We start from the raw sequence: 21,864 nt of genomic DNA, 5'->3' as shown, positions 1-21,864 counted from the left end.
CTATATAAAGAGGTAATCCTTTTAATCCTAAAACACCATTCATACCATGCCAAATAAAATATTAGAAACCAATAGCGCAGTTTCTGTTACCAAAAAAGGATCGGCAGATAAACCCGTTGAGAATGAAGAAGAGATGAAAAATTCACCGCTTCACAAATTCTTTGTAAGTGCCCTTAAAGATATTTATTATGCTGAAAATGCTATCCTGGATGCCTTGGAGAAAATGCAGGAAGCAGCCACTACTGAAGAGCTGAAAGATGCCTTTGAAGATCATCATCTTCAGACTCAAAAACATGTTAAACGTCTGGAAAAAGTGTTCCAGTTGATTGAAGAAAAGCCTGAAAAAAAAGAATGCAAAGCGATTAAGGGAATTATTGAAGAAGGCGAAGAAGTGATCAAAGCCACAGAAGATGGCTCTGCAACAAGAGACGTGGCACTTATTATTGCCGCACAGAAGGTAGAACATTACGAAATTGCCACCTATGGCGGGCTGGCACAACTTGCTATAACGATGGGGCACGATAAAGCTGCCGACCTTCTGGAAAGAACCCTTCAGGAAGAAGAAGATACCGATTCACAGCTTACCGATATTGCGGAAACCTCCATCAATTTTGATGCAGAGCAAGAAGATTAAACCCTATAATAGGCCATGTAGCTTGTTCTATATGGCTTATTTTCACCTTGAAATCAAAATATATGGACTGTCAGAAAATTATAAAAACACTCAGACAGAAAGAGTTTATTAAAATACCCCATACCGGAACTTGTTTTGAAGATGGAGCGGCAGTTTATGCTAAAGAAATCAGGGAGAATATTTTTCTTTTATTTATTATCCTTAAAGATATTGATATTGAAAATATACAGGCGTTAATTGCTCATTTTGACAACTTCAGCAGTATCGGATTAAAAGAACCGGAACAGATCATGTTTTACCTTTCGATCAAAGATAAAAATGATCTCCATTATTTTGAGCAGTATTTAAAAGCTTCCACTAACTAATACCATTTTTGAATATGATATTTGAAAACGATACTTTACGGCATTCCGGCTTGTATGATAAAAATAATGCAATAGAGAATGAGTCCTTATTCCCTCTCATGATCAACTCATATGGAGTGACTGCTTTTCTGATCAAGTCTTTGGAAAAGATTAAAAACAATGCAAAATGTGATGTCCTGAAACAGTCAATTGACACCTATATAAATGAATATCTTCTTCATATCCGTGAATTTCACTGTAAAAACACTACTGAAATCAATGGTACGAATGATGAAATAAGGTTTGAATCTCCTTCCTTCACGCTCTATGCCAAAACAGCTTATTATAAAGTCCTCAAAGAAGAAGAATACATCACCAGGGTTCTTGAGATCCTGGAAAAGAAAACATATTAATTCCGTACCCTCTTATTGAACTGCTTTTAAAAATACACCAACCCAAAAGATTATGAATATGAAAACCAACGAACACAACAAAAAAGCAGAACAGCTTGACCTACACAGTACCTCGAATGAAAACGAAAAACTAACCACCAATCAGGGCTTAATGATTAATAACAATCAGGATTCCCTGAAGGCAGGAGAACGTGGTCCTTCACTGTTGGAAGATTTTATTCTGAGAGAAAAAATCACCCATTTCGACCATGAAAGAATTCCTGAAAGAGTAGTTCATGCACGGGGTTCAGGAGCTCATGGTGTTTTTAAACTTACTAAAAGCCTTGCAGAATACACCAAAGCAAAATTTTTAACAGAATTGGGAAAAGAAACTCCAGTTTTTGTAAGATTTTCAACCGTTGCCGGAAGCAAAGGAAGTACAGATCTGGCACGAGATGTACGGGGGTTTGCTATAAAATTTTATACCGAAGAAGGCAATTATGACCTTGTGGCCAACAATATGCCGGTGTTTTTTATTCAGGATGCCATCAAATTTCCGGATCTTATCCATGCCGTAAAACCGGAACCGGATAATGAAATTCCGCAGGCAGCTTCTGCCCACGATACATTTTGGGATTTTATCTCACTGATGCCCGAAAGTATGCATATGATCATGTGGCTGATGAGCGACAGAGCTATCCCGAGAAGCCTCAGAATGATGGAAGGTTTTGGGGTTCATTCTTTCAAATTCATCAATGAAGCAGGTAAAGTACATTTTGTAAAATTCCATTTTAAACCTAAATTAGGGGTACACTCTGTAGCCTGGAATGAAGCACAGATGATTTCTGGGGTAGATCCGGACTTTCATAAGAGAGACCTTTGGGAAGCCATCGAAAACGGAGATTATCCTGAATGGGATTTCGGCGTACAGCTAATTCCTGAAGAAGATGAGCACAAATTTGATTTTGACCTTCTTGATCCGACAAAACTGGTTCCCGAAGAAGAAGTTCCAGTGGAAATCGTCGGAACTTTAACATTGAATAAAAATCCTGATAATTTCTTTGCAGAAACCGAACAGATTGCTTTTCATCCCGGACATATTATTCCTGGAATTGATTTTACCAATGATCCGTTGCTGCAGGGAAGATTATTTTCATATACCGACACTCAGTTATCAAGGCTGGGCTCTCCCAACTTCCATGAAATACCGATTAACAGATCTATCAACACTGTTCATAATAACCAGCGCGATGGACACATGAGACAACAGATTGTCAAAGGAAAAAGCAGTTATGAACCGAATTCCATCGGTGGGGGATGCCCTTTTCAGGCGATGATGTCTGAAGGTGGATTTGCCTCTCAGCAGGAAAGAGTTTCCGGAGTGAAGATCAGAGAAAGAAGCAAGAGTTTCGTAGATCATTATTCCCAGGCTAAATTATTCTATAACAGCCAGTCAACACCGGAAAAAATGCACCTTCAGAATGCATTGATCTTTGAACTGTCAAAAGTAACCCGTCCGGAAATCAGAGAAAGACTGGTAGGTCAGCTGGCATATATTGATATGTCTCTTGCATGGAGCGTTGCAGAAAAATTAGGTGTAGAAGTCAAAAAGCTGGAATGGCCTAATCAAAGCTTGCCTGCAGACAGTAATATTATAGAACTTCAGAGCGAAGAGAGAGAACCTGACACAAAAGTTTCAGGTGCACTGAGCATGGCACATACCGTAAAAAATACAATCAAAAGCCGTAAAATAGGTTTCATTCTGGCAAATGGTGCCGATGGTGGAGCGGTCAATGATCTTAAAGCAAAGCTTGAAGCAGAAGGTGCCAGAGTTGAACTGATTGCACCCAGTGTTGCTCCGGTAAGATTAAATGACAGTTCTGAACTCATACCAAAACACTCCCTTACGAGTATTGCAAGCGTATGCTTTGATGCTCTTGCCATCTGTCCGGGAGAAGATGCTGTAAAGGAGCTTATGACTTCAGAAAACAAACATCAGGTACTGCATTTCATCAACGAAGCCTATAAACATTGTAAAGCCATTTATTTCGGAAAAGATACAGAAGTCCTGTATCAGAATTCCAACGTAGCAACAAAACAGCATGAGGACCCCGGAATCATTACATGGGAAGACGGGAATCCTGCAGATAAATTCATCCAGGCAATTGCTCAGCACAGAGTCTGGGATCTTGAAACGGAGAGAAACGCGTCATCATAAAACACCCTTCACACCAACACCAATCACTTTAAATATTTAAATTATGAAAGCAGCCGTTTTTCACTCACCAGGTAACATTACCTGTGACACCGTAGAAGATCCCAGAATTCTGGATGAAAATGATATTATCCTGAGAGTAACCTCCACTGCTATTTGTGGCAGTGACCTGCACATGTATTCAGGAGGAATTCCCCAGGCAAGACCCATGGTAATGGGACATGAGTTTATGGGTATTGTAGAAGAAAAGGGAAAAAACATTACCCATCTCAAGGTAGGGGACAGGGTAGTAGTTCCTTTCCCGGTTGCCTGCGGAAGCTGCTTTTTCTGTCAGCATGATCTTCCTACTGCCTGTGAGCACAGTAACCCGGAGTATTATGGCCCGGAAGGAGGCATTTTTAAAGAAAAAGGTGGGGCTTTATTCGGATATACTGATTTGTATGGCGGATATGACGGAGGGCAGGCACAATATGTGAGAGTTCCCTACGCCCATTTTGGTCCCAGAAAGGTTCCTGACAATTTAACGGATGAACAGGTTTTATTTCTCACAGATATTTTTCCTACCGATTATACAGGCGTGATGTGGGGAGAACTTAAAGGAGGAGAAACCGTTGTCATTTTCGGAGCTGGACCCGTAGGCACAATGGCTGCCAAAAGTGCTGTCTTGTATAATGCAAAGAAAATCATTGTTGTTGATACTCTTCAATACAGGCTCGACCGTATCAAAACGCTTACAGGATGCGAAACCATATTGTGGAAAGATGCGGAAAGCACGATAGAACAGATCAGGGATATGACAGACGGACGTGGAGCGGATCTTTGTATTGAAGCCGTAGGCTTTGAACCTGAAAGGAGCTTTATAGACCGTGCAAAAGCTGTTTTAAACTTTGAAAAAGGTTCAATCAAAGTACTGGAAGCATGTATGAGTGCTGTCCGCAGAGGCGGTATTGTTTCTGTTCTGGGGGTTTATCCCGTCAATTATGATAATTTCAGACTTGGGCAGATCTTTGACAAAGGGATTACCATTAAAGCAGGACAATGTAATGTTCATCCCATCATAGATCAACTCATGGATTATGTTGTGACCGGAAAAATCACGCTCGATGATGTTATTACCCACCGCCTTTCTCTTAATGAAGTAAGCAGAGGATATGAGATTTTTGATAAAAAAGAAGACGGTTGTGTAAAGGTCGTTCTTGACCCGTGGAAATAAACTGGATTTTGATATTCATTATAAACCAATCACTTAAAAATTAACAGTATGGATTTTCAACAAAATCTTTTAGAATATATAAGCCAGTCACTGATGACCACAGATGAAACTATTTCTGTTGCAGAAAGTGTCACTTCAGGATGTTTACAGCTGGCTTTTTCTCAGATGCCGAATGCCTCTATGTTCTATAAAGGAGGTTTGACCGCCTATTCGCTGCCGGAAAAAGTAAGACTGTTAAAGGTCAACAGGCAGGAAGCCGAAGAATGCGACTGTGTTTCAGAGAATATTGCAGAGACCATGGCATTGAATGTCGCAAAACTTTACGAATCAGACTGGTCTATCGCCACAACTGGCTACTGCACGCCGATCCGCAATTCCGGATATAAAATTTTTGCGTATTTCTCATTCTCCTACAAAGGGGAGATTGTCCTGACTAAAAAACTGGAACTTCATCCCAAAACGCAAGCATTGAATGCCCAGCTTTATTATACAGAATTCATTTTGGGCTGTTTTAAAAGTGAGCTTAACAGACTTTTAATCTTAAAATAAAATCTATGGATCGCAAAAACCAATTTGCACTCATTACAGGTGCTACCAGCGGTATAGGCTACGAGCTGGCCAAACAGTTTGCCAAAAACGGCTATGACCTTGTTATTGTGGCCAGAGATCATGAAGAGCTGAAAAAAAAGGCTGATGAATTTAAAAATTTTGGAGTAAATGTGATCAGCATCTCCAAAAATCTTTTTTTAGAGGAAGAAGCCTATTCGCTTTATTCAGAGTTGAAAATGAATGGGATAAGTCCCGAAATTCTTGTTAATGATGCCGGACAGGGCGTCTATGGAAAATTTCAGGATACCGATATTCACAGGGAAGTAGACATTATACAGTTAAATATCATTTCTGTCATCATATTGACCAAACTGTTTTTAAAGGACCGGCTGCCCAAAGGATCAGGAAAAATCTTAAATCTGGCTTCTGTAGCCAGTAAAGCACCTGGTCCGTGGCATTCAGTATATCATGGTACCAAAGCATTTGTGCTATCATGGTCTGAAGCTATTCGTGAAGAATTAAAAGACTCAGGAATTACAGTGACGGCACTTTTACCGGGACCTACAGACACAGATTTCTTCAGTAAAGCGGATATGAACACAAGTAAAATACTTGAAGACAGAGATAATCTCGCTTCTCCTGAAGAAGTGGCTATTGACGGTTACAATGCTCTGATGAACGGAGATGATAAAATAGTATCGGGTTTAAAAAATAAACTTTCTGTTGCTATGGCCAATATGGCAAGCGACAGTATGGCTGCCCACAGAATGGCGGAAATGCAAAAACCCACAACGGAAGAATAAAAAATAGTGGTATGATCGGAAAATTAGAAAACAAATCTGTTTTAATTACCGGTGCCGACAGTGGAATCGGTAAGGCGGTAGCGCTCCTTTTTGCCCTGGAAGGTGCCGATATTGCCATTATTTATCACTCCAGCGACAATGATGCCGGAAAAACAAAAGCAGAAATCGAAAAACTAAATAGAAAATGCATCATTTTCAAAGGAGATATCAATGACTATGAATTCTGTGAAGAAACAGTAAAAGAAGTGATCTCGGTATTCGGAAAAATTGATATTCTCATCAATAATGCCGGAATTCAGTTTCCTGCAGACAGGATCGAAGATCTTGAGGAAAAGAATATCAGACAGACTTTTGATTCCAATATTGTGGGAATGATCCTACTGACGAAGGTCGTATTTCCTTATCTGAAAGAGGGAAGCTCTGTTATCAATACAACATCAGTTTCTGCATATCAGGGACATCCGGAGCTTCTTGATTATTCTGCTACAAAAGGTGCCATTGTTTCTTTTACCCGCTCACTGGCATTACAGGCAAAACCCAAAGGGATCCGGATCAATGCTGTTGCGCCCGGCCCTGTCGCAACACCGCTTACGGAAGAAACATTTGATGAAAAAGAAGAAAATCCCAACAAACCTCCGTTCGAGAGAAATGCAACTCCGGAAGAAATTGCCTCAAGCTTTCTGTTTCTGGCCAGTAAAGATGCCTCGCAGATTACCGGACAGGTGCTTCATCCCAATGGAGGGTTAATTGTAAACGGTTAAATAGTAAAATCCTAAATCTTATAATATGAAAACAACAGCACTTGTTTTAAGCGTAATCAGCTTATTTGCCCTTACTTCCTGCCGATGTAATATTGACGAAGATGAGAACAGAAAAAGAGACCAGAAGAACAGTCCTGCCAATACGGCTAAACCAGGAATCCCTGAAAGCGATACCCTGAACATCAGGTAAGTTTAACTGCAAAAAATATAATTATGTACAGAGACGGTGCAAGAAAAAGTATATGGCAGGAAGAAGTCAGAAAATTTTCTGCAGAAACTGATCTCAGCCAGATATTTGATGTTGCCATAGTCGGCGGCGGAATTACAGGTGTGTCAACAGCACTGAAGCTGCAGGAATCCGGAAAGAAATGCATCATTCTGGAGGCTGCCAATATCGGATTCGGAACAACAGGAGGAACAACAGCTCATTTAAATAATTTCTTCGATACCACCTTCAACGAGGCCATCAGGGATTTTGGACTTGAAAAAGCCAGACTTTATGCAGAATCCGGAGATGATGCCATTGAAATGATTGAAGACCGGATTCATCGGTACAATATCAGCTGCGATTTTACCAGAAAATCAGCCTATCTTTTTGCGTTGGATGAAAAGCAGCAGGAACAATTGAAAAATATTGTGGAAGGGGCTGATAAAGTAGGTCATGAAATGAGCTATGTGAATGAAACTCCTTTTCCAATACCGTTCAAAGAGGCAGTAGTTATTCCCGGACAGGGACATTTTCATCCGATAAAATATATCAGAGGGCTCTGTGAGGCTTTCATAAAGCTGGGTGGCTCTGTTCAGGAAAACTGTCTTTGTGAAGGTCATGATGAGCAGAAAGAATATGTTGTTTTAAAAACTTCAAAAGGAGAAATAAAAGCTGAAAATGTGGTCTATGCTACCCATATACCACCGGGAGTCAATCTCCTTCATTTTACCAATGCTCCTTACAGATGTTATGCGATGGCATTTACTCTGAAAAACGACCGCTATCCGTGGGCACTGGGTTATGACCTCTGCGAGCCTTATCATTATTACCGTATTCAGAATATTGAAGGTGAAAACCTTTTGATTGCAGGTGGGGAAGACCATAAAACAGGACATGCTGAAGATACCGGAGAATGCTTTTCAAAACTCGAAAATTATGTCAGAGAATACTTTGATGTGGAAACAGTGTATTATAGCTGGTCCAGCCAATATTATGAGCCGGTGGACGGCCTTCCATATATTGGAAAGCTTCCCGGCAGTAAGGAAAGAATTTTTGTTGCCACAGGGTTCAGAGGAAACGGGATGATATTCGGAACACTTTCATCACAGATCCTGCATGATCTGATTGTTACGGGAGAAAGTAAATATGGCAACCTGTTCAATCCTTCAAGAATCAAACCTATTGCAGGATTCTCAGATTTTGTGAAAGAAAATGCAACAGTAGCCTTTGACTTCGTAAAAGATAAAATTTTTAAAGATAAAGTAGAATCCTTTTCAGAAATTGGTGAGGGAGAAGCTAAAGTCATCCGGTACGAATCAGAATCTTATGCCCTGTACAAAGAGATTGACGGCACATTACATCTCCTGAGAAGTACCTGTCCGCACGCAGGTTGTGAAGTACGGTGGAACAGTGCAGAGCTGAGCTGGGACTGCCCGTGCCATGGCTCCAGATTCAATGTGAATGGAAAAATTCTTACGGGACCCACAACCAGGAATCTGCAGAAAGTATTCCCTTATCAGAAACATGATCCATAAAACGCTACATCTAAAACTTTGGACCTTGAATTTTAAACTTTAAATTATATGGCACGCACCAGTTTCTTATATCGCAACAGCTTAAGTATTGTTCTGATTACGCTGATGGTCATTTTTCTTGCAGGACAGTTTTTTATGGGCTGGAAAACAGAAAACAAAGAACTCGTTGAAAACGGACAGCCTGCTTTAAAGATCGGTGAATATATTCATAGCGGCCATTTTATACAGGCTACTTTTGAAAACTGGGAAAGCGAATTTCTTCAGATGATGCTTTATGTTTTATTAACGATTTCTCTGAGGCAGAAAGGCTCCAGTGAGTCGAAATCTATGACAGAAGAGGAAGATGTTGACAGGGAGCCTGTACCACATCTCAAAGCGCCATGGCCTGTCAAAAAAGGAGGGATATGGCTGAAACTCTATAAACATTCTTTATCTCTTGCTTTTGCCATTCTCTTTCTGGCCAGTTTTATCTTACATTTCTATGGAAGCCTTAAGGATTTTAATGATGAACAGCTGATGAAAAGCAAACCGGCCGTAACGGCAATACAGTATATTTCAGAATCAAGATTTTGGTTTGAATCTTTTCAGAACTGGCAGAGTGAATTTCTCGCTGTAGCCTCACTGGTTATTTTATCCATATGGCTTCGCGAAAAAGGTTCTCCCGAATCAAAACCGGTTGATATGCCTCATGATGAGACTCCCTGACTTTTTTGCCTGCATGATGGAAAAGGATGATGAGGTAAATTTTCGATAGAATCTACAAATCTGGCTTTCCGTTTTTGACCTCAGTTCACATTTTATTTTGTCGTTTTGTATCTATATTTTGGCAAATTCAATAAAAACGCTATAAGTAATTTTGTAGTGTCAATATAATACCTGCATTATTAATGAGGTTGTTTAAACTTTTATAATCATTATTTTAAGCACAAAAGTTTTTAAATACTTAAGTTTTTTCAGAACCAAAGCTTATGCGTAATAAGTAGCCTAAATTTTGTGAAAATCTTTGATTTTCATCTTAAGTGAACTTTTCTGCGGTATCATTTTAAACTTACTTAGGTGTTTTAAGATGAAGCCTTTTATAGTTTGGTAAAGTTTAAACAACTTAAATATAAATACAAACTATCTTATTCAGCATGAAAAAATTATGTTTTTTTTTTATTTTAATTTTATTATCTAATACGACCAACATCATGGCACAGAATAAAGCAAAAATATTGGTTCTTATCCATTCAGATAATGGCGGAACTTACGAACTGGCCAGGGAAGTAGCCAAAGGAATTGAAAGTGGAAATAATGCAGTTCCTTATATTAAATTAGTCAAAGCATCACAAAATCCCAGTTTGAAAAATCTGCCTGTTGCAACTGTTGATGAACTGACGGATTATGACGGGATAGCATTTGGCTCACCGGTTTATTTCGGGAATATCAGTACCGGGATGAGCGAGTTTTTGTCCAAAACGGTTCAGCTATGGACCAACCATTCCTTGGAAGGCGTCCCCGCTACAGTTTTTATGTCTGCAGGAAGCGGAGCAGGAAAGGAGCTTGCTCTTCAGGCGTTCTGGAATAGTCTTGCCGTACATGGTATGGTACTGGTATCTAACGGAATCCGTGGGACAGAGGAACTTAATAAAGCTATTCCACAAGGAAATACCGTTTTAGGAGTGACCAGTATGACTTCTTTAAAAGATGTTGAAAGACCTACAAAAGGAGAACGTAATATTGCTCAATTACAAGGAGAAAATTTTGCAAAAATAGCATTAGCAATAAAGAATACACGGCCTAAAAAAACTGTACAAGAAGTCAGTCACCATCAGAATTTCAGTGAAATATTGAAGCAGAAAAATATCACACTTCCACAGGTTCCCAAACCGGCAGGAAATTACCAGCCTTTTGTACGTTCCGGAAATCTGGTATTCATTAATCAGGTTGCTTTGAAAGACGGTAAAATCTTCAATCCCGGGAAGTTAGGTGTTGAAGTAAATGAACAGCAGGTAAAAGAAGCTACCAGAGTTACCATGCTTAACATCATTTCAGTATTGAATGAAGCTGTAGGAGGGGATTTGAGCAGAGTAAAACAATGTGTTCAGCTAACAGGAATTTTCAACACAAAAGACGATTATACAAAGCATGCAGACCTTATGAATGTGGCTTCTGACCTGACCGTAGAAATATTCGGAGACAAAGGAAAACATGCCAGAGCCACTCTGGGAGCATCATCAATTCCTGTGGGTTCTTCTGTAGAGATTCAGGCTGTTTTTGAAGTAGAGTAATTTTAATAAGCTCAGGCTTCAAAGCACTGTTATTCAAATGATTAATTTGATTTTAAATTAAAGATAAACTGCGGAGAAGCTCACTAAAGTTAAAAAAAACCTTGATTTTTATTGCCCAAACATCTGTGTAAATCTGTGAAATCTGCGGTTAAAAAAAGTTCGAAAAAACTTCAGCAATCAAAGGAATACTTTGTTCCAGCTGCTCTTCAGAAAGCGCTCCATAACTCAATCTGAAGCCGTTGATCTGATTTTGGCTGTACTGTTTGGGGTGAATAATTTTAATGTTTTTTTCCAATAAAAGAGCGGTTACCAGATCCCAATCCAATTGAATTTTAGGAACGATCCAAAAGGCAAGACCACCTTCAGGCAGTGTAAAATCTGCAATAGCTGCCATATATTTTTTCAACAGTTCAAAAACGAAATCTCTTTTGTTTTTATAGTGAGCTGTTGCTTTTCTGATATGCTTTTTAATGGCACCTTCTCTGATCAGCTGAAGGACAGCCTGTTCCATAATGACATCTCCATGAACATCAATAATCTTCCTCAGATGACCAATTCTTTTCAGTAAATCCTGATTTTTAGTAGCCAGATAACCGATTCTCAGAGCAGGTGCTACTACCTTACTCAAAGTTCCGATATACACATAATGCTGAAGCTCCGGAAAACTTGAAATAGGCAGTATAGGGCGGTATCCGAAATGAAATTCGTTATCATAATCATCTTCAATGATGGTTATATTGTACTGATTTGACAGCTCAATCAGTCTTAATCTTCTTGACAGGCTCAAGGTAACTGTTGTAGGATACTGTCTGTGTGGAGTAATATAAATAGCTTTTATATTCTGATATTTGGTAAGAAGCATTTCGACGGCTTCAATACTGATTCCTTCCTGATCTACAGATACAGGTAAAAGTTGAGCTCCTGCATATTCAAATGCCCGCCACGCCGGCTGATATCCCGGATCTTCCACAATAACGCTGTCGCCGGAATTTAAAAGGGTCTGAGCCGTCAGAAACATTCCCATCTGGCTACCCCGTGTAATAGAAATTTCATGTTCATGAATATGCATTCCACGCTGATGATTAAGCATCTGGGAAATGGTTTTACGGAATTCCACATCACCGTGCTCATTACCATAGCCCATCATCTGCCACTTGGCTTTAATGCTGAAAATTTGTCTGTACGCTCTTGCCAGCTCTGTTACCGGTGCAATCTTACTGTCAGGATGCCCGTCATCATAATTGATTAGCATCCCGTTGGAAATCATCTGCTGATTCAAAGAATCCTGTATTCTATCTGTTTTTTTCTCATGTAAAGCAGGAAGATTTTCTGATACAAAAATTCCTTTCCGTTCTTTGGAAATCACCCATTCTTCATTAATAAGAACCTGATAGGCTTCCACAACGGTATTCCTGTTGATCTTTAAAGCTTGGGCAAGGTTCCGGCTTCCGGGAAGTGCATCTCCGGGCTTTAATCTTCCTGAACGGATATCAGTGATAACGGTATCTGCAATCTGTAAATAAACAGCTTTATCAAGCTTTTTATCAATTTCTAATTCTAATTTCCAAGGTCGCAACATCTGGACTATCTATTTATGTAAAAACTGAATCATTTAAACAGTCCAAATATAAAATAATTTTGTCATGCAATAAAGCACAAAACCATAATAATTTAAAAATCATGGACAAAAAACAATTCAGTTCTAAAGACTTTCACGAAACTTATGCAAGACCAAAGTATACAAAACCAAGCCATCTGATACACAAAAATGTAGAAAAAGCAGGCGAGCACAATCAGTTTTCTACAGAAAGAAAACATCCTGTTTTCTTTGTGGATCTTCCAAGTAAGAATGTCAGCATGACGATTGGTGGATTAACTCCAGGCCAGCAAACCAACAGACATCGTCATACGTATGAAACCGTATTATTTGTCATCGAAGGAAGGGGCTGGACAGAAGTGGAGGATGAAAGGGTCTATTGGGAAGCTGGTGATGCAGTATATATTCCTTCATGGGCATGGCATAAACATCAGAATATGAGTGATACGGAGCCTGCCAAATATATTGCCTGTGAAAATGCCCCTCAGTTGCAGAATCTGGGCGTTGCATTGAGAGAAGAGGAAGGAAGAGATCTTTAATTTTAAACCAGTAAAAACATGAAAAATGTACTATTCAAAGGGATTATTGCCTATCCCATAACTCCATTTGATGACAATGAGAAAGTAGATATTCCTCTTTTTAAGCATCTCGTGGAAAGACTGATTATTTCCGGAAGCCATGGAATTGCTCCATTGGGCAGTACAGGAGTCATGCCTTACCTGTCTGATGAAGAAAAAGAAGAAGTCACAGAAGCTACTTTGCAGCAGGTGAAAGGCAGAATTCCGACCCTTGTAGGGGTTTCGAATCTTACCACAGAGAAAACCATTCATCATGCTCAGTTTGCTGAGAAAGCGGGTGCTGATGCCGTAATGATCATTCCTATGAGCTACTGGAAGCTTACTGACGATGAAATTGTAGCTCATTATGATGCAGTAGCCAGTAAGATTTCTATCCCGATTATGGCCTATAATAATCCGGCAACAAGTGGAGTAGACATGTCCCCGGATCTGCTGAAAAGACTGCTTGAAATTCCTAATGTCACAATGATCAAAGAAAGCACGGGAGATGTTCAGAGGATGCATTATCTGAGAAGAGAATTGGGTGAAGAAGTGGCATTCTATAACGGTTCCAATCCTTTGGCATTGGCTGCATTTTCTGCAGGGGCGAGAGGGTGGTGTACAGCAGCTCCAAATCTTATCCCAGAATTGAATATCAGCCTTTATAATGCAGTTGAGGAAGGAAATCCTGAAAGAGCAAAAGAGATTTTTTACCAACAGTTTGATCTTTTAAAATTTATTGTAAATAAAGGATTGCCAAGGGCTGTAAAAGCAGGTCTTAATATTCTGGGTGAAAATGGCGGGAATTTGAGAAGTCCACTGAAGCCTCTACATGACAAAGAAACCGAAGAATTAAAAAACATTATTAAAACCCTTATTAATTAATACAGACATATGAAAAAATCCATTTTTTATCATGCAGGATGCCCTGTATGTATCAGCGCAGAACATGATATCATTAATCTTATAGGTTCAGAAAACGTTGAAATTATCCATTTGGGTAATGACAGAAACAGCATAGAAAACGCTGAAAAGGCTGGTGTAAAATCTGTGCCTGCCTTAGTAACACCAAACGGCAATGTGCTTCATATTAATTTTGGAGCATCTATGGAAGATGTGAAAAATTAACCGTATTAATCTTGTATAAACGGCTCAATTTCCTGAGCCGTTTTTTATTGTTGTAAATGCTAAGGCACAAGCATTCTATCTTTGATAAAATTAAATTCTGCCTATTAAATTATTGCATTTCCTTCTACACCGTCAGAATTATCTGTCTTATTTCCGGTTATTGCAGCAGCAACAAAGCTAAAGAGACTCACCAGTTTTCCTGCTTTCGTGTCCCAATAATAGGTTTCTCCAGGCTCCACACGGATAATCGTAACATTGGGATCATCTTTCCCGTCAAACCATGCTTTAGCGAGAGGAGACCATTTGTCTTCTATAGTAGCTTTGTCTTTATAAACTGAAGCTTCACCATACACCGAAAGGTATTGGGAATCAATGTTGTTCATAAAAAACAGCTGTACTCTCCGGTCTTCTTTTATTTCAAAATTCTTGTTGCTGGTACCACTGCTGATAAACCACAGATTTCCGCTGTCGTCCGTCTCCTGCAGTGTCATTGGTCTTGAATTGACAGGAACCGCTTCCAACTCTGTACAGAACATACAGATTCTGGCTTTTTCTGACAGTTCTTTAATCTTTTTGATCGCTTCAAGGTGGGTGAGATTTTGTGTTGACATAATATAATATTTTAAGTGATTGGCATTGGTTGAAGAATCCACATTCAGCGAATAATGAATTGTATGTATAAAATCATTCAAATACCTGACCAAAAGGAACTAAAATGTGGTACCTTGTATTGATTTCCTTCAATCAATAAGTTTTATGTACATTTGATGAATGCAGATTTCACCTCCCAAACACTTAGCACCTTATATCAGACATTATATTTTTCTGGAAAATTCCAGAGAGGATATAAGAAGTTTAAGGCTCTTTACGGATGGAAGTTCCGGACTTATTCTATCAGGAGATATGAATCTGTATTCCGGAGCTTCTGAGGATAGGATGCCCCTTTCCTTTTTCTATGGAACTTTGAACGGATATAAAGATTTTGCATCAAAAGGCCGGTTTTCTTTGATTGCAGTTGTATTCCAGCCTTACTTTTTAAACATCCTTTTGAAAAGTTCAGCAATGGAAATTAGAAATCAGGTTATTTCTGCAGAAAATGTAATGAAAGATAAGCTGGAAGTATTTCAGGAAAAACTTTTTAATAAAACGGACCCTTTATGGATAATCCATGATCTGAATTTGTTTTTTACTCATTTTTTATCTGAAGGGATAAGTAATGACCATCATCTTATAGCATCTATACAACAATATCTTCTTCAAAATAAAGGAACGGTGTCTTCCCGAAATATGCAGCATTTCACCGGGTATTCTGAACGTCATTTAGAGCGGAAATTTGAATATTATATAGGAATGTCTCCCAAAAAATATGGTAATATTATCCGTCTTCATTACTTTTTAAGCCTTATCAATAATGAAATTGAGGATAAAAATATGGCCTTTCTTTCTTATGAAGCGGGATACTCTGATCAGTCCCATCTTATCAGAGAATTTAAAAACAATATCGGGCTGACTCCTAAACAATATTTAAATACCCAGAACAAAATGGCTGTTAATTTCATTGAGATGTAAAACCGGAATGTCGGTTTTATACAATTTTTGATAAGCACGACCATCTATTTTTGCTTAAAAAAATCAATGAATATTAAAATTTCAACCGCACAGTTTGAAAACAAAAGCGGAGATAAAGCGTATAATCTCTCTGTCATCGAAAAACTGGCTCAGCAGGCTGCTGCTAAGGGATCTGACGTCATTGCGTTTCATGAATGTTCCATTACAGGTTATACTTTTGCCCGAAAACTCACCAGAGAACAGCTTTTGGATATTGCAGAACAGATTCCGGAAGGCGAGAGTATTCATAGGCTGCAGGAGATTGCCACTCAATATCATATCACCATCCTGGCTGGTTTGTTTGAGAAAGATGATCAGGATAATCTTTTCAAAGCTTATGTATGTGTCGATAAAACAGGACTGAAAGCAAAATACAGGAAACTGCATCCTTTTATCAATCCGAACCTTTTACCTGGTAATGAATATTGTGTATTTGATATTATGGGCTGGAAATGCGGGATTCTGATCTGTTATGATAACAATATCATTGAAAACGTGAGGGCTACAAGGCTTCTTGGTGCAGAAATTATTTTCATGCCCCATGTTACCATGTGTACGCCTTCAACAAGACCGGGAGCCGGTTTTGTAGATCCTCAGCTTTGGGAAAACAGGGTAGGAGATCCTACGTCTTTACGCCTGGAATTTAATGGTATGAAAGGCAGAGACTGGCTGATGAAATGGCTTCCCTCAAGAGCTTATGATAACGGAGCCTATATTGTTTTTTCAAACCCTATCGGGATGGATGATGATCAGCTGAAAAACGGATGTTCCATGATTATAGATCCATTCGGGGATGTGATTGCAGAATGTCATTCCTGGGAAGACAGTTTTGAATCGGCTGTCATTACTCCTGAAAAACTTACTCAGGCAGGAGGGTATCGGTACATCAAAGCCAGGAGACCTGAGTTATACAGGGATATCATCGGACAAGCACATTCGTCAGAACAAAAAGTTGTCTGGCTCAATGATAAAGCATTTTAGAAAATTGATCTCTCCTGTAAATGGTTTCAGGAGAGATTTATTTTTATGGATTAATGGTTTTCTGCAGGTCACTCCAGGCACCACCATTATAGACATGTCTGAAGCCTCTTTCTTTCAGTATATTTTCAGCTTTTACACTTCGGAGTCCGTGCGAGCATACCGTGATGTACGTTTTCTCCAGATCTAATTCCACATAGCGCTCTCTGATTGTTCCTAGTGAAATATTCACAGAACCTTCTATATGCCCAGTTTCGTATTCTTTCTCAGTTCTTACATCAAGAATAACAGCCCCTTTTTTGAGCATTTCCGGTAAACCATTATCTAAGGTCTGGAACCGGTAAACCCTATAGACAACATACAGAACAAGAGCTATTCCACAAAAGAGAAGGATAGTTTTCATAGTTTGCTTAGTATTTTTTTATCAATATAAAAGGTTCCAAACGGGATAAAGCAGGCTAAAATCACCTTCCATGTTATTTCTTTAAATTTCCAGTTCTCTTCAACGCCAACACTCAAAGTATTGAAGAGGAAAAGCAGGAATAGCGTTCCATGAGCAGGACCAATAAGCCTGACAAACAACGGATTTCCCATCCAGTATTTTACAGGAACAGCAATAAATACCAAACTCAACAATGAAATTCCTTCCAAAATAGCCAGAATCCTCAGCCGGCCAATTTTTGTTTTAAATAAATCTATCATAATTATCTGAAATAAGGTCTGTTGGCAAAAGGAGAAAAAGGCCAGGGAATGGCTAAGAAAATAATAATCAGAGCTGTGGAAAACCAGATACCCATTGTTCTGAATTTTTCTTTATCTGAAAGTTTTCTTTTGGCTAAAGCAGAACCGATTGTGACGATCATGATAGCCGTAAACATCATTGAAATATGGATAAGTCCGAAAAATATATGATCAAACGATTCTTTAGCTTCGTTAAAATGCTGCCAGAAATATTGAATCACCGGGCTCTTAAAATAGAATATCATTCCTAATACCAGCTGTAGGTGGGCTATAGTTGCTGTCCAGTGCCTTACGGTATTATCTGTTTCTGTAAACTTTCTGTTTAAAAAATATCCTTTGAAAGAACGGTAAACAGCATAAATCAAACTTATTAAGACCAGCCATCGCGTGAAAGAATGTAAAAAAGTAAGCGTTTGATACATCGTTTATTTTTTTTGATCAAAGCAAAGGTATAACAAAAACATACTAATTAGTATGTTTTTGAATAAAAAAATTATTGCAGTGTTTTAAAATAAGACTTAAGTCCTTTTAAATAAGTAAGATAAACTTCTTTAGAATTTTCTAATTTACCAAGATTTCTTACTCCCCAATAGCCTGAAATGACAAAAACACTCACTTCTTTGGCACTTACTTCTTTTCTGATTAATCCGGTTTTTTTACCCTGTTCAATACTTTCGGCAAGAGCAAGTTCCCATTCTTTTGAAAGATCATGCAAGGCCTGTGTAAAAGCATTATGCCATGGTGCCATTTGCTGCACGAAATTAGAAGTTGGGCAGCCATATTCAACTTTTAAAAAGTCGTTTTCCATCAGAAGATGGTACATCATATCATAGATACTGTCTAAAGGATTCCGGCTGTTTTGAAGAGAATCAATGAAGGTTTTCCTGAAATTCGGTTTCATCAGATCCGTAATAATGGCGAGCCCCATTTCATCCTTGGTTTTAAAATGATAATAAAAAGCACCTTTCGTCACCTGAGTCGTTGCGATAATTTCATCGATGCTTGTAGTCTGAAAACCTTTTACATAGATCAATTCGAACGCTTTCTGGAGAATAGTAAGACGGGTTGCTTCGGATTTTTTCATTAAAACTGCTGATTATTATACAAAGGAACAAATTTTAAATGTAGAATAAAACAATCATTATTCTGATAGTTTAATACAATTTAAATAATTTTTATAATACATTTATTCATCGGAAATTTGTCCTGTCAATATCAACAAAATACAAGACAATGAATTTTCAAAAAGAAATACAGATCAATACTGCAGTACAGACTCCTAAAAAAGGACTTCCTGCAGCACTTTGGGCACTAACGATAAGCGCCTTCGGAAAAGGAACCACTGAATTCGTTACTGTAGGACTGCTTCCAACAGTGGCTTCCGACCTTGGAATCAGTATTCCTTCAGCAGGACTGCTGGTAAGTCTTTATGCGATAGGAGTGGCTATCGGAGCTCCGATATTAACGGCATTAACAGGGAAAGTCCCCCGCAAAATGCTATTGGTATCTATCATGCTCTTATTTGTTATAGGAAACGGTTTGGCTTCCATAGCTCCCGGTTTTATCACTTTAGTGCTGGCAAGAATACTTACGGGATTTGCTCATGGGGTTTATTTTTCTATTGGTTCTACTATTGCAGCTTCACTGGTTCCTGAAGAGAAAAGAGCTACTGCCATTTCTATTATGTTTGCCGGGCTCACATTGGCGATTGTAACAGGAGTTCCGCTGGGCACATTCATAGGGCAGCATTTCGGATGGAGAGCAACTTTCATAGGTGTTTCAATTCTTGGGATCATTGGGTTAGCTGCCAGTTTATTATTGGTTCCCAATAACCTGAAAAACGGAAAAACCGCTTCCTTGAAAAGTCAGTTTAAAGTACTGGGAAACAAACGTCTGATTTTTGCTTTTTTAATGACAGCGATGGGGTATGGAGGAACATTTGTGGTGTTCACCTATCTGTCGCCTATTTTACAGAAAATTACAGGGTTTCAGGAATCAACTGTCACTTTTATCCTGCTGATTTATGGAATTGCTATTGCCTTAGGGAATCTTGTCGGTGGAAAGGTAGCCAATAAAAATCCTCTGAAAGCCCTTCTGTGGATGTTTGCCGCACAGGGACTGGTACTGCTCGCATTTTACTTTACTGTAAGCAGTCCGGTTTTAAGCATCATTACGCTTTTCTTTTTGGGAGCTTTATCATTTGCATCTGTTCCGGGATTACAGCTGCTGGTGGTGCAGATTGCAGAAAGAGAACTTCCGGGAACTGAAGATGTAGCTTCGGGGATCAATATTGCGGCTTTTAATATCGGTATTGCTATCGGTTCTTATGCAGGAGGAATGATTGTTACATCTTCCTTAGGTCTGGCAAGTACGCCATGGATAGGAGCTTTATTTTTGGTGGTAACAGTCTTGATTACTCTATATAGTATCCGTTTAAGCAAGACTAAATAAACGCAAATAAATAATTTTTATATTGATTTTCATATCATGTGCTTAATGCAAAAAGTAAACATCATATATTAGATTTAAGTGAATAAAGAAGTCATCAACAGATTGATGACATGAAGTGGATGGTGTTATGAAGGCAGGTTTTTATCTGCCTTTATTTTTGTTTTTTTATCCTTGTCAAGGTTTTAAACCTTGACAAGGATAATGTGTCATATTATAAACCAAGTAGTTAAAGGCATGCAAATCAAGAAAGGATAAATACAGAATTTTATGTGCTTTATTTTTAGAATAAATATAATATAACGTATGAATAATAACAGGAGATTCTTACCATCAAATTTCATAAATCTCAGCCTCTGTAAACACAAAAAATGTACTTTTCTTAGGCAGATTTTTTGTATCCAGTCCGGTGAATTTACTGAACGCTGGCAGTAATAACTGGTTGCTGCTGAGAGCAAAGCAGGGAAGCCTGATATTTTTGACTTTAGAATTCAGTACAATTCCAGGGTGGATATGTCCTGTAATCTGAAATTCCGGTCTTACATGATCAAAATCATGAATGAAAGTAATATTATTTATTTCAAGGCACTCGGAGGTATGGTTAAAACATAATTTTTCTTCCAGAGCTTTTGAAATCCGGTCATGATTTCCTTCAATAAGGTAGAATTGTATATCAGGATATTGGGATTTCCAAATGCAGAACTCATCTACGTCAGAATTGTCTCCTGCATGAAGCAAATCCCCAACCACAATAAACTTTGCAGGCTGAAAATATTCAATCAGTAATGATAACCTTTCCAGGTCACTTTTCATAATGTGATTGGCTAGTGCAATACCATTTTTACGGAAATGAGCTGTCTTTCCGATGTGAAGGTCAGAAAGAATGAGTGCTTTTTCTTTTTCCCAGAATGCCGCACACTGATTGGTCAGAATGAAAGTCTCATTTTGAATGGAAATAGTTTTGGTGGCTATACACACTTTATAAAAATTGAAAATTTGTTTAAAGTTAAGCTTTATTGATCAAATCAACTCACTCTGCGGCTTACATGAAAATTTTCATCAAAGACATAGGTTAAAGGAAAGCCTGTAGCAATTTCTCTTTCCAGAATTTCTTCAGGGGAAAGATGTTCCAGATACATGATCAGTGCACGGAGACTGTTTCCATGGGCTACAATCAGTACATTTTCACCCTGCTTCAATAACGGCCTGATCTGACTTTCAAAATAAGGAATCACCCTGTTGTAGGTATCTTTAAGACTTTCTCCTCCCGGAGGAACGACATCAAATGATCGTCGCCAGATATGAACCTGTTCGTCTCCGTATTTTAAAGCCGTTTCCGCTTTGTTAAGCCCTTCAAGATTTCCGTAAGAACGTTCGTTTAAAGCTTTATCCTTTACAACCGGAATATCGGGATTTCCTATTTCATTCAGAATGATAGAGAGGGTATGCTGAGCCCTGATGAGAGCAGAAGTAAAAGCGATATCTATTCTCTCTCCCTTTAAAGCAAGGCCTGCTTTTTTTGCCTCTTCAATACCGGTCTCTGTTATATCGATATCTTTCCAGCCTGTAAACCTGTTTTCGAGGTTCCAGAGTGACTGTCCGTGACGGACCAAGAATAATTTTTCCATTATTTAAATTTTATTTACCACTTCTAAGGTATACTCTAAGTTACGATGATTATTTAAACTTATCAAGAAAATTAACTTAGAATATTAGGCTAAGAATAAGATTAAAACGATAGGTTTTTTATTTGATTTTATAAATTTTAGAATCTCGCAAAGGCGCAAATTTTATATAATCCATTTTTATTTAAGGCGCAAGAAAATCAAAGATTTTGAGCAAGATTAACGTGACTAAATTTTATCGGAGATAAAATCTTTGCG

Annotated in this window: 26 protein-coding genes; 18 read left to right on the top strand and 8 right to left on the bottom strand. The window is 38.5% G+C overall.

The genetic code is table 11. The annotated features are described in order from the left end of the window. Positions 1–46 precede the first annotated feature (46 nt). The 12 genes from CRS_RS20285 to CRS_RS20235 all read left to right on the top strand — a co-directional run bounded on the left by CRS_RS20285 (position 47) and on the right by CRS_RS20235 (position 10,924). Positions 47–634 (top strand): ferritin-like domain-containing protein, encoded by a 588-nt coding sequence (locus tag CRS_RS20285; protein ID WP_142725777.1) that lies wholly within the window; start codon positions 47–49, stop codon positions 632–634. Positions 635–696: 62 nt separating this feature from the next. Then, positions 697–999, top strand: coding sequence for a hypothetical protein (locus CRS_RS20280; RefSeq protein WP_142725776.1), 303 nt, complete (start codon positions 697–699; stop codon positions 997–999). Positions 1,000–1,013: 14 nt separating this feature from the next. Continuing rightward, positions 1,014–1,391, top strand: a complete 378-nt coding sequence (locus CRS_RS20275; RefSeq protein ID WP_142725775.1) for a hypothetical protein — start codon at positions 1,014–1,016, stop codon at positions 1,389–1,391. Between the two features lie 52 nt (positions 1,392–1,443). After that, positions 1,444–3,588: a catalase gene (locus tag CRS_RS20270; RefSeq protein WP_142725774.1), complete on the top strand. Its 2,145-nt coding sequence runs from the start codon at positions 1,444–1,446 to the stop codon at positions 3,586–3,588. Positions 3,589–3,631: 43 nt separating this feature from the next. Continuing rightward, entirely contained in the window at positions 3,632–4,798 is a 1,167-nt protein-coding gene (locus CRS_RS20265) for a zinc-dependent alcohol dehydrogenase (RefSeq protein ID WP_142725773.1), read from the top strand. Between the two features lie 48 nt (positions 4,799–4,846). Next, entirely contained in the window at positions 4,847–5,347 is a 501-nt protein-coding gene (locus CRS_RS20260) for a CinA family protein (RefSeq protein ID WP_142725772.1), read from the top strand. A gap of 5 nt (positions 5,348–5,352) precedes the next feature. Beyond that, positions 5,353–6,150 (top strand): SDR family oxidoreductase, encoded by a 798-nt coding sequence (locus CRS_RS20255; protein WP_142725771.1) that lies wholly within the window; start codon positions 5,353–5,355, stop codon positions 6,148–6,150. An 11-nt stretch (positions 6,151–6,161) separates the two neighbouring features. Further along, on the top strand, positions 6,162–6,911 hold the full coding sequence (locus CRS_RS20250) for an SDR family oxidoreductase (RefSeq protein ID WP_142725770.1): 750 nt from the start codon (positions 6,162–6,164) through the stop codon (positions 6,909–6,911). Between the two features lie 25 nt (positions 6,912–6,936). Next, positions 6,937–7,101, top strand: a complete 165-nt coding sequence (locus CRS_RS24525) for a hypothetical protein (RefSeq protein WP_172617121.1) — start codon at positions 6,937–6,939, stop codon at positions 7,099–7,101. 23 nt (positions 7,102–7,124) lie between these two features. Further along, positions 7,125–8,654, top strand: a complete 1,530-nt coding sequence (locus CRS_RS20245; protein WP_142725769.1) for an FAD-dependent oxidoreductase — start codon at positions 7,125–7,127, stop codon at positions 8,652–8,654. A gap of 48 nt (positions 8,655–8,702) precedes the next feature. Continuing rightward, on the top strand, positions 8,703–9,359 hold the full coding sequence (locus CRS_RS20240) for a DUF6766 family protein (RefSeq protein WP_142725768.1): 657 nt from the start codon (positions 8,703–8,705) through the stop codon (positions 9,357–9,359). Between the two features lie 428 nt (positions 9,360–9,787). Beyond that, positions 9,788–10,924, top strand: coding sequence for an Atu1372/SO_1960 family protein (locus tag CRS_RS20235; protein ID WP_142725767.1), 1,137 nt, complete (start codon positions 9,788–9,790; stop codon positions 10,922–10,924). 148 nt (positions 10,925–11,072) lie between these two features. Here the strand turns inward: CRS_RS20235 and CRS_RS20230 are convergent, their stop codons facing one another. After that, positions 11,073–12,503 (bottom strand): PLP-dependent aminotransferase family protein, encoded by a 1,431-nt coding sequence (locus tag CRS_RS20230; protein WP_142725766.1) that lies wholly within the window; start codon positions 12,501–12,503, stop codon positions 11,073–11,075. Positions 12,504–12,604: 101 nt separating this feature from the next. Between CRS_RS20230 and CRS_RS20225 the strand changes: the two genes are divergently transcribed. The 3 genes from CRS_RS20225 to CRS_RS20215 are packed head-to-tail and all read left to right on the top strand — an operon-like array spanning position 12,605 to position 14,206. Next, positions 12,605–13,060 (top strand): cupin domain-containing protein, encoded by a 456-nt coding sequence (locus tag CRS_RS20225; protein ID WP_142725765.1) that lies wholly within the window; start codon positions 12,605–12,607, stop codon positions 13,058–13,060. Between the two features lie 18 nt (positions 13,061–13,078). After that, a complete protein-coding gene (locus CRS_RS20220) occupies positions 13,079–13,963 on the top strand; it encodes a dihydrodipicolinate synthase family protein (RefSeq protein WP_142725764.1) in 885 nt (294 codons plus the stop codon). Between the two features lie 9 nt (positions 13,964–13,972). Next, positions 13,973–14,206, top strand: coding sequence for a thioredoxin family protein (locus CRS_RS20215; protein ID WP_142725763.1), 234 nt, complete (start codon positions 13,973–13,975; stop codon positions 14,204–14,206). Positions 14,207–14,310: 104 nt separating this feature from the next. On the opposite strand, the gene CRS_RS20210 is transcribed toward CRS_RS20215, so the two are convergent. Next, positions 14,311–14,817, bottom strand: coding sequence for a pyridoxamine 5'-phosphate oxidase family protein (locus CRS_RS20210; RefSeq protein WP_142725762.1), 507 nt, complete (start codon positions 14,815–14,817; stop codon positions 14,311–14,313). Between the two features lie 160 nt (positions 14,818–14,977). Here CRS_RS20210 and CRS_RS20205 point away from each other — a divergent pair, with 160 nt between their 5' ends. Next, the gene (locus tag CRS_RS20205; protein ID WP_142725761.1) at positions 14,978–15,775 is read left to right on the top strand and encodes a DUF6597 domain-containing transcriptional factor; all 798 of its coding nucleotides are present in this window, start codon (positions 14,978–14,980) and stop codon (positions 15,773–15,775) included. A gap of 66 nt (positions 15,776–15,841) precedes the next feature. Continuing rightward, a complete protein-coding gene (locus CRS_RS20200) occupies positions 15,842–16,795 on the top strand; it encodes a nitrilase family protein (RefSeq protein WP_142725760.1) in 954 nt (317 codons plus the stop codon). Between the two features lie 43 nt (positions 16,796–16,838). On the opposite strand, the gene CRS_RS20195 is transcribed toward CRS_RS20200, so the two are convergent. The 4 genes from CRS_RS20195 to CRS_RS20180 form a co-directional block, all read right to left on the bottom strand. Next, the gene (locus tag CRS_RS20195; RefSeq protein ID WP_142725759.1) at positions 16,839–17,195 is read right to left on the bottom strand and encodes a rhodanese-like domain-containing protein; all 357 of its coding nucleotides are present in this window, start codon (positions 17,193–17,195) and stop codon (positions 16,839–16,841) included. Further along, entirely contained in the window at positions 17,192–17,494 is a 303-nt protein-coding gene (locus CRS_RS20190) for a DUF3817 domain-containing protein (RefSeq protein WP_142725758.1), read from the bottom strand. The genes CRS_RS20195 and CRS_RS20190 overlap by 4 nt, the downstream gene beginning before the upstream one ends. 2 nt (positions 17,495–17,496) lie before the next feature. Continuing rightward, positions 17,497–17,955 carry a hypothetical protein gene (locus CRS_RS20185; protein ID WP_142725757.1) on the bottom strand — a complete coding sequence of 153 codons (459 nt, stop codon included), beginning with the start codon at positions 17,953–17,955 and terminating at the stop codon, positions 17,497–17,499. Between the two features lie 71 nt (positions 17,956–18,026). Further along, positions 18,027–18,617 carry a TetR/AcrR family transcriptional regulator gene (locus CRS_RS20180; protein ID WP_142725756.1) on the bottom strand — a complete coding sequence of 197 codons (591 nt, stop codon included), beginning with the start codon at positions 18,615–18,617 and terminating at the stop codon, positions 18,027–18,029. A gap of 149 nt (positions 18,618–18,766) precedes the next feature. On the opposite strand from CRS_RS20180, the gene CRS_RS20175 reads away from it, so the two are divergent. Next, complete coding sequence (locus CRS_RS20175) at positions 18,767–19,984, top strand: MFS transporter (protein ID WP_142725755.1); 1,218 nt, start codon at positions 18,767–18,769, stop codon at positions 19,982–19,984. Between the two features lie 330 nt (positions 19,985–20,314). On the opposite strand, the gene pdeM is transcribed toward CRS_RS20175, so the two are convergent. Both pdeM and CRS_RS20165 read right to left on the bottom strand, forming a co-directional pair. Beyond that, positions 20,315–20,959, bottom strand: a complete 645-nt coding sequence (gene pdeM / locus CRS_RS20170; protein WP_142725754.1) for a ligase-associated DNA damage response endonuclease PdeM — start codon at positions 20,957–20,959, stop codon at positions 20,315–20,317. Positions 20,960–21,006: 47 nt separating this feature from the next. After that, on the bottom strand, positions 21,007–21,609 hold the full coding sequence (locus tag CRS_RS20165) for a 2,3-diphosphoglycerate-dependent phosphoglycerate mutase (protein WP_172617120.1): 603 nt from the start codon (positions 21,607–21,609) through the stop codon (positions 21,007–21,009). Positions 21,610–21,864 lie beyond the last annotated feature (255 nt).

Source organism: Chryseobacterium sp. ON_d1, assembly GCF_006829085.1.
GTDB lineage: Bacteria > Bacteroidota > Bacteroidia > Flavobacteriales > Weeksellaceae > Chryseobacterium.
This window is presented reverse-complemented; position numbering and strand designations above follow the sequence as displayed.

What these genes read in the sequence shown, in the direction of transcription:
- CRS_RS20285 (WP_142725777.1), top strand. Translation starts at nt 47, where the DNA reads ATGCCAAATAAAATATTAGAAACCAATAGCGCAGTTTCTGTTACCAAA.
- CRS_RS20280 (WP_142725776.1), top strand. Translation starts at nt 697, where the DNA reads ATGGACTGTCAGAAAATTATAAAAACACTCAGACAGAAAGAGTTTATT.
- CRS_RS20275 (WP_142725775.1), top strand. Translation starts at nt 1,014, where the DNA reads ATGATATTTGAAAACGATACTTTACGGCATTCCGGCTTGTATGATAAA.
- CRS_RS20270 (WP_142725774.1), top strand. Translation starts at nt 1,444, where the DNA reads ATGAATATGAAAACCAACGAACACAACAAAAAAGCAGAACAGCTTGAC.
- CRS_RS20265 (WP_142725773.1), top strand. Translation starts at nt 3,632, where the DNA reads ATGAAAGCAGCCGTTTTTCACTCACCAGGTAACATTACCTGTGACACC.
- CRS_RS20260 (WP_142725772.1), top strand. Translation starts at nt 4,847, where the DNA reads ATGGATTTTCAACAAAATCTTTTAGAATATATAAGCCAGTCACTGATG.
- CRS_RS20255 (WP_142725771.1), top strand. Translation starts at nt 5,353, where the DNA reads ATGGATCGCAAAAACCAATTTGCACTCATTACAGGTGCTACCAGCGGT.
- CRS_RS20250 (WP_142725770.1), top strand. Translation starts at nt 6,162, where the DNA reads ATGATCGGAAAATTAGAAAACAAATCTGTTTTAATTACCGGTGCCGAC.
- CRS_RS24525 (WP_172617121.1), top strand. Translation starts at nt 6,937, where the DNA reads ATGAAAACAACAGCACTTGTTTTAAGCGTAATCAGCTTATTTGCCCTT.
- CRS_RS20245 (WP_142725769.1), top strand. Translation starts at nt 7,125, where the DNA reads ATGTACAGAGACGGTGCAAGAAAAAGTATATGGCAGGAAGAAGTCAGA.
- CRS_RS20240 (WP_142725768.1), top strand. Translation starts at nt 8,703, where the DNA reads ATGGCACGCACCAGTTTCTTATATCGCAACAGCTTAAGTATTGTTCTG.
- CRS_RS20235 (WP_142725767.1), top strand. Translation starts at nt 9,788, where the DNA reads ATGAAAAAATTATGTTTTTTTTTTATTTTAATTTTATTATCTAATACG.
- CRS_RS20230 (WP_142725766.1), bottom strand. Translation starts at nt 12,503, where the DNA reads ATGTTGCGACCTTGGAAATTAGAATTAGAAATTGATAAAAAGCTTGAT.
- CRS_RS20225 (WP_142725765.1), top strand. Translation starts at nt 12,605, where the DNA reads ATGGACAAAAAACAATTCAGTTCTAAAGACTTTCACGAAACTTATGCA.
- CRS_RS20220 (WP_142725764.1), top strand. Translation starts at nt 13,079, where the DNA reads ATGAAAAATGTACTATTCAAAGGGATTATTGCCTATCCCATAACTCCA.
- CRS_RS20215 (WP_142725763.1), top strand. Translation starts at nt 13,973, where the DNA reads ATGAAAAAATCCATTTTTTATCATGCAGGATGCCCTGTATGTATCAGC.
- CRS_RS20210 (WP_142725762.1), bottom strand. Translation starts at nt 14,817, where the DNA reads ATGTCAACACAAAATCTCACCCACCTTGAAGCGATCAAAAAGATTAAA.
- CRS_RS20205 (WP_142725761.1), top strand. Translation starts at nt 14,978, where the DNA reads ATGCAGATTTCACCTCCCAAACACTTAGCACCTTATATCAGACATTAT.
- CRS_RS20200 (WP_142725760.1), top strand. Translation starts at nt 15,842, where the DNA reads ATGAATATTAAAATTTCAACCGCACAGTTTGAAAACAAAAGCGGAGAT.
- CRS_RS20195 (WP_142725759.1), bottom strand. Translation starts at nt 17,195, where the DNA reads ATGAAAACTATCCTTCTCTTTTGTGGAATAGCTCTTGTTCTGTATGTT.
- CRS_RS20190 (WP_142725758.1), bottom strand. Translation starts at nt 17,494, where the DNA reads ATGATAGATTTATTTAAAACAAAAATTGGCCGGCTGAGGATTCTGGCT.
- CRS_RS20185 (WP_142725757.1), bottom strand. Translation starts at nt 17,955, where the DNA reads ATGTATCAAACGCTTACTTTTTTACATTCTTTCACGCGATGGCTGGTC.
- CRS_RS20180 (WP_142725756.1), bottom strand. Translation starts at nt 18,617, where the DNA reads ATGAAAAAATCCGAAGCAACCCGTCTTACTATTCTCCAGAAAGCGTTC.
- CRS_RS20175 (WP_142725755.1), top strand. Translation starts at nt 18,767, where the DNA reads ATGAATTTTCAAAAAGAAATACAGATCAATACTGCAGTACAGACTCCT.
- CRS_RS20165 (WP_172617120.1), bottom strand. Translation starts at nt 21,609, where the DNA reads ATGGAAAAATTATTCTTGGTCCGTCACGGACAGTCACTCTGGAACCTC.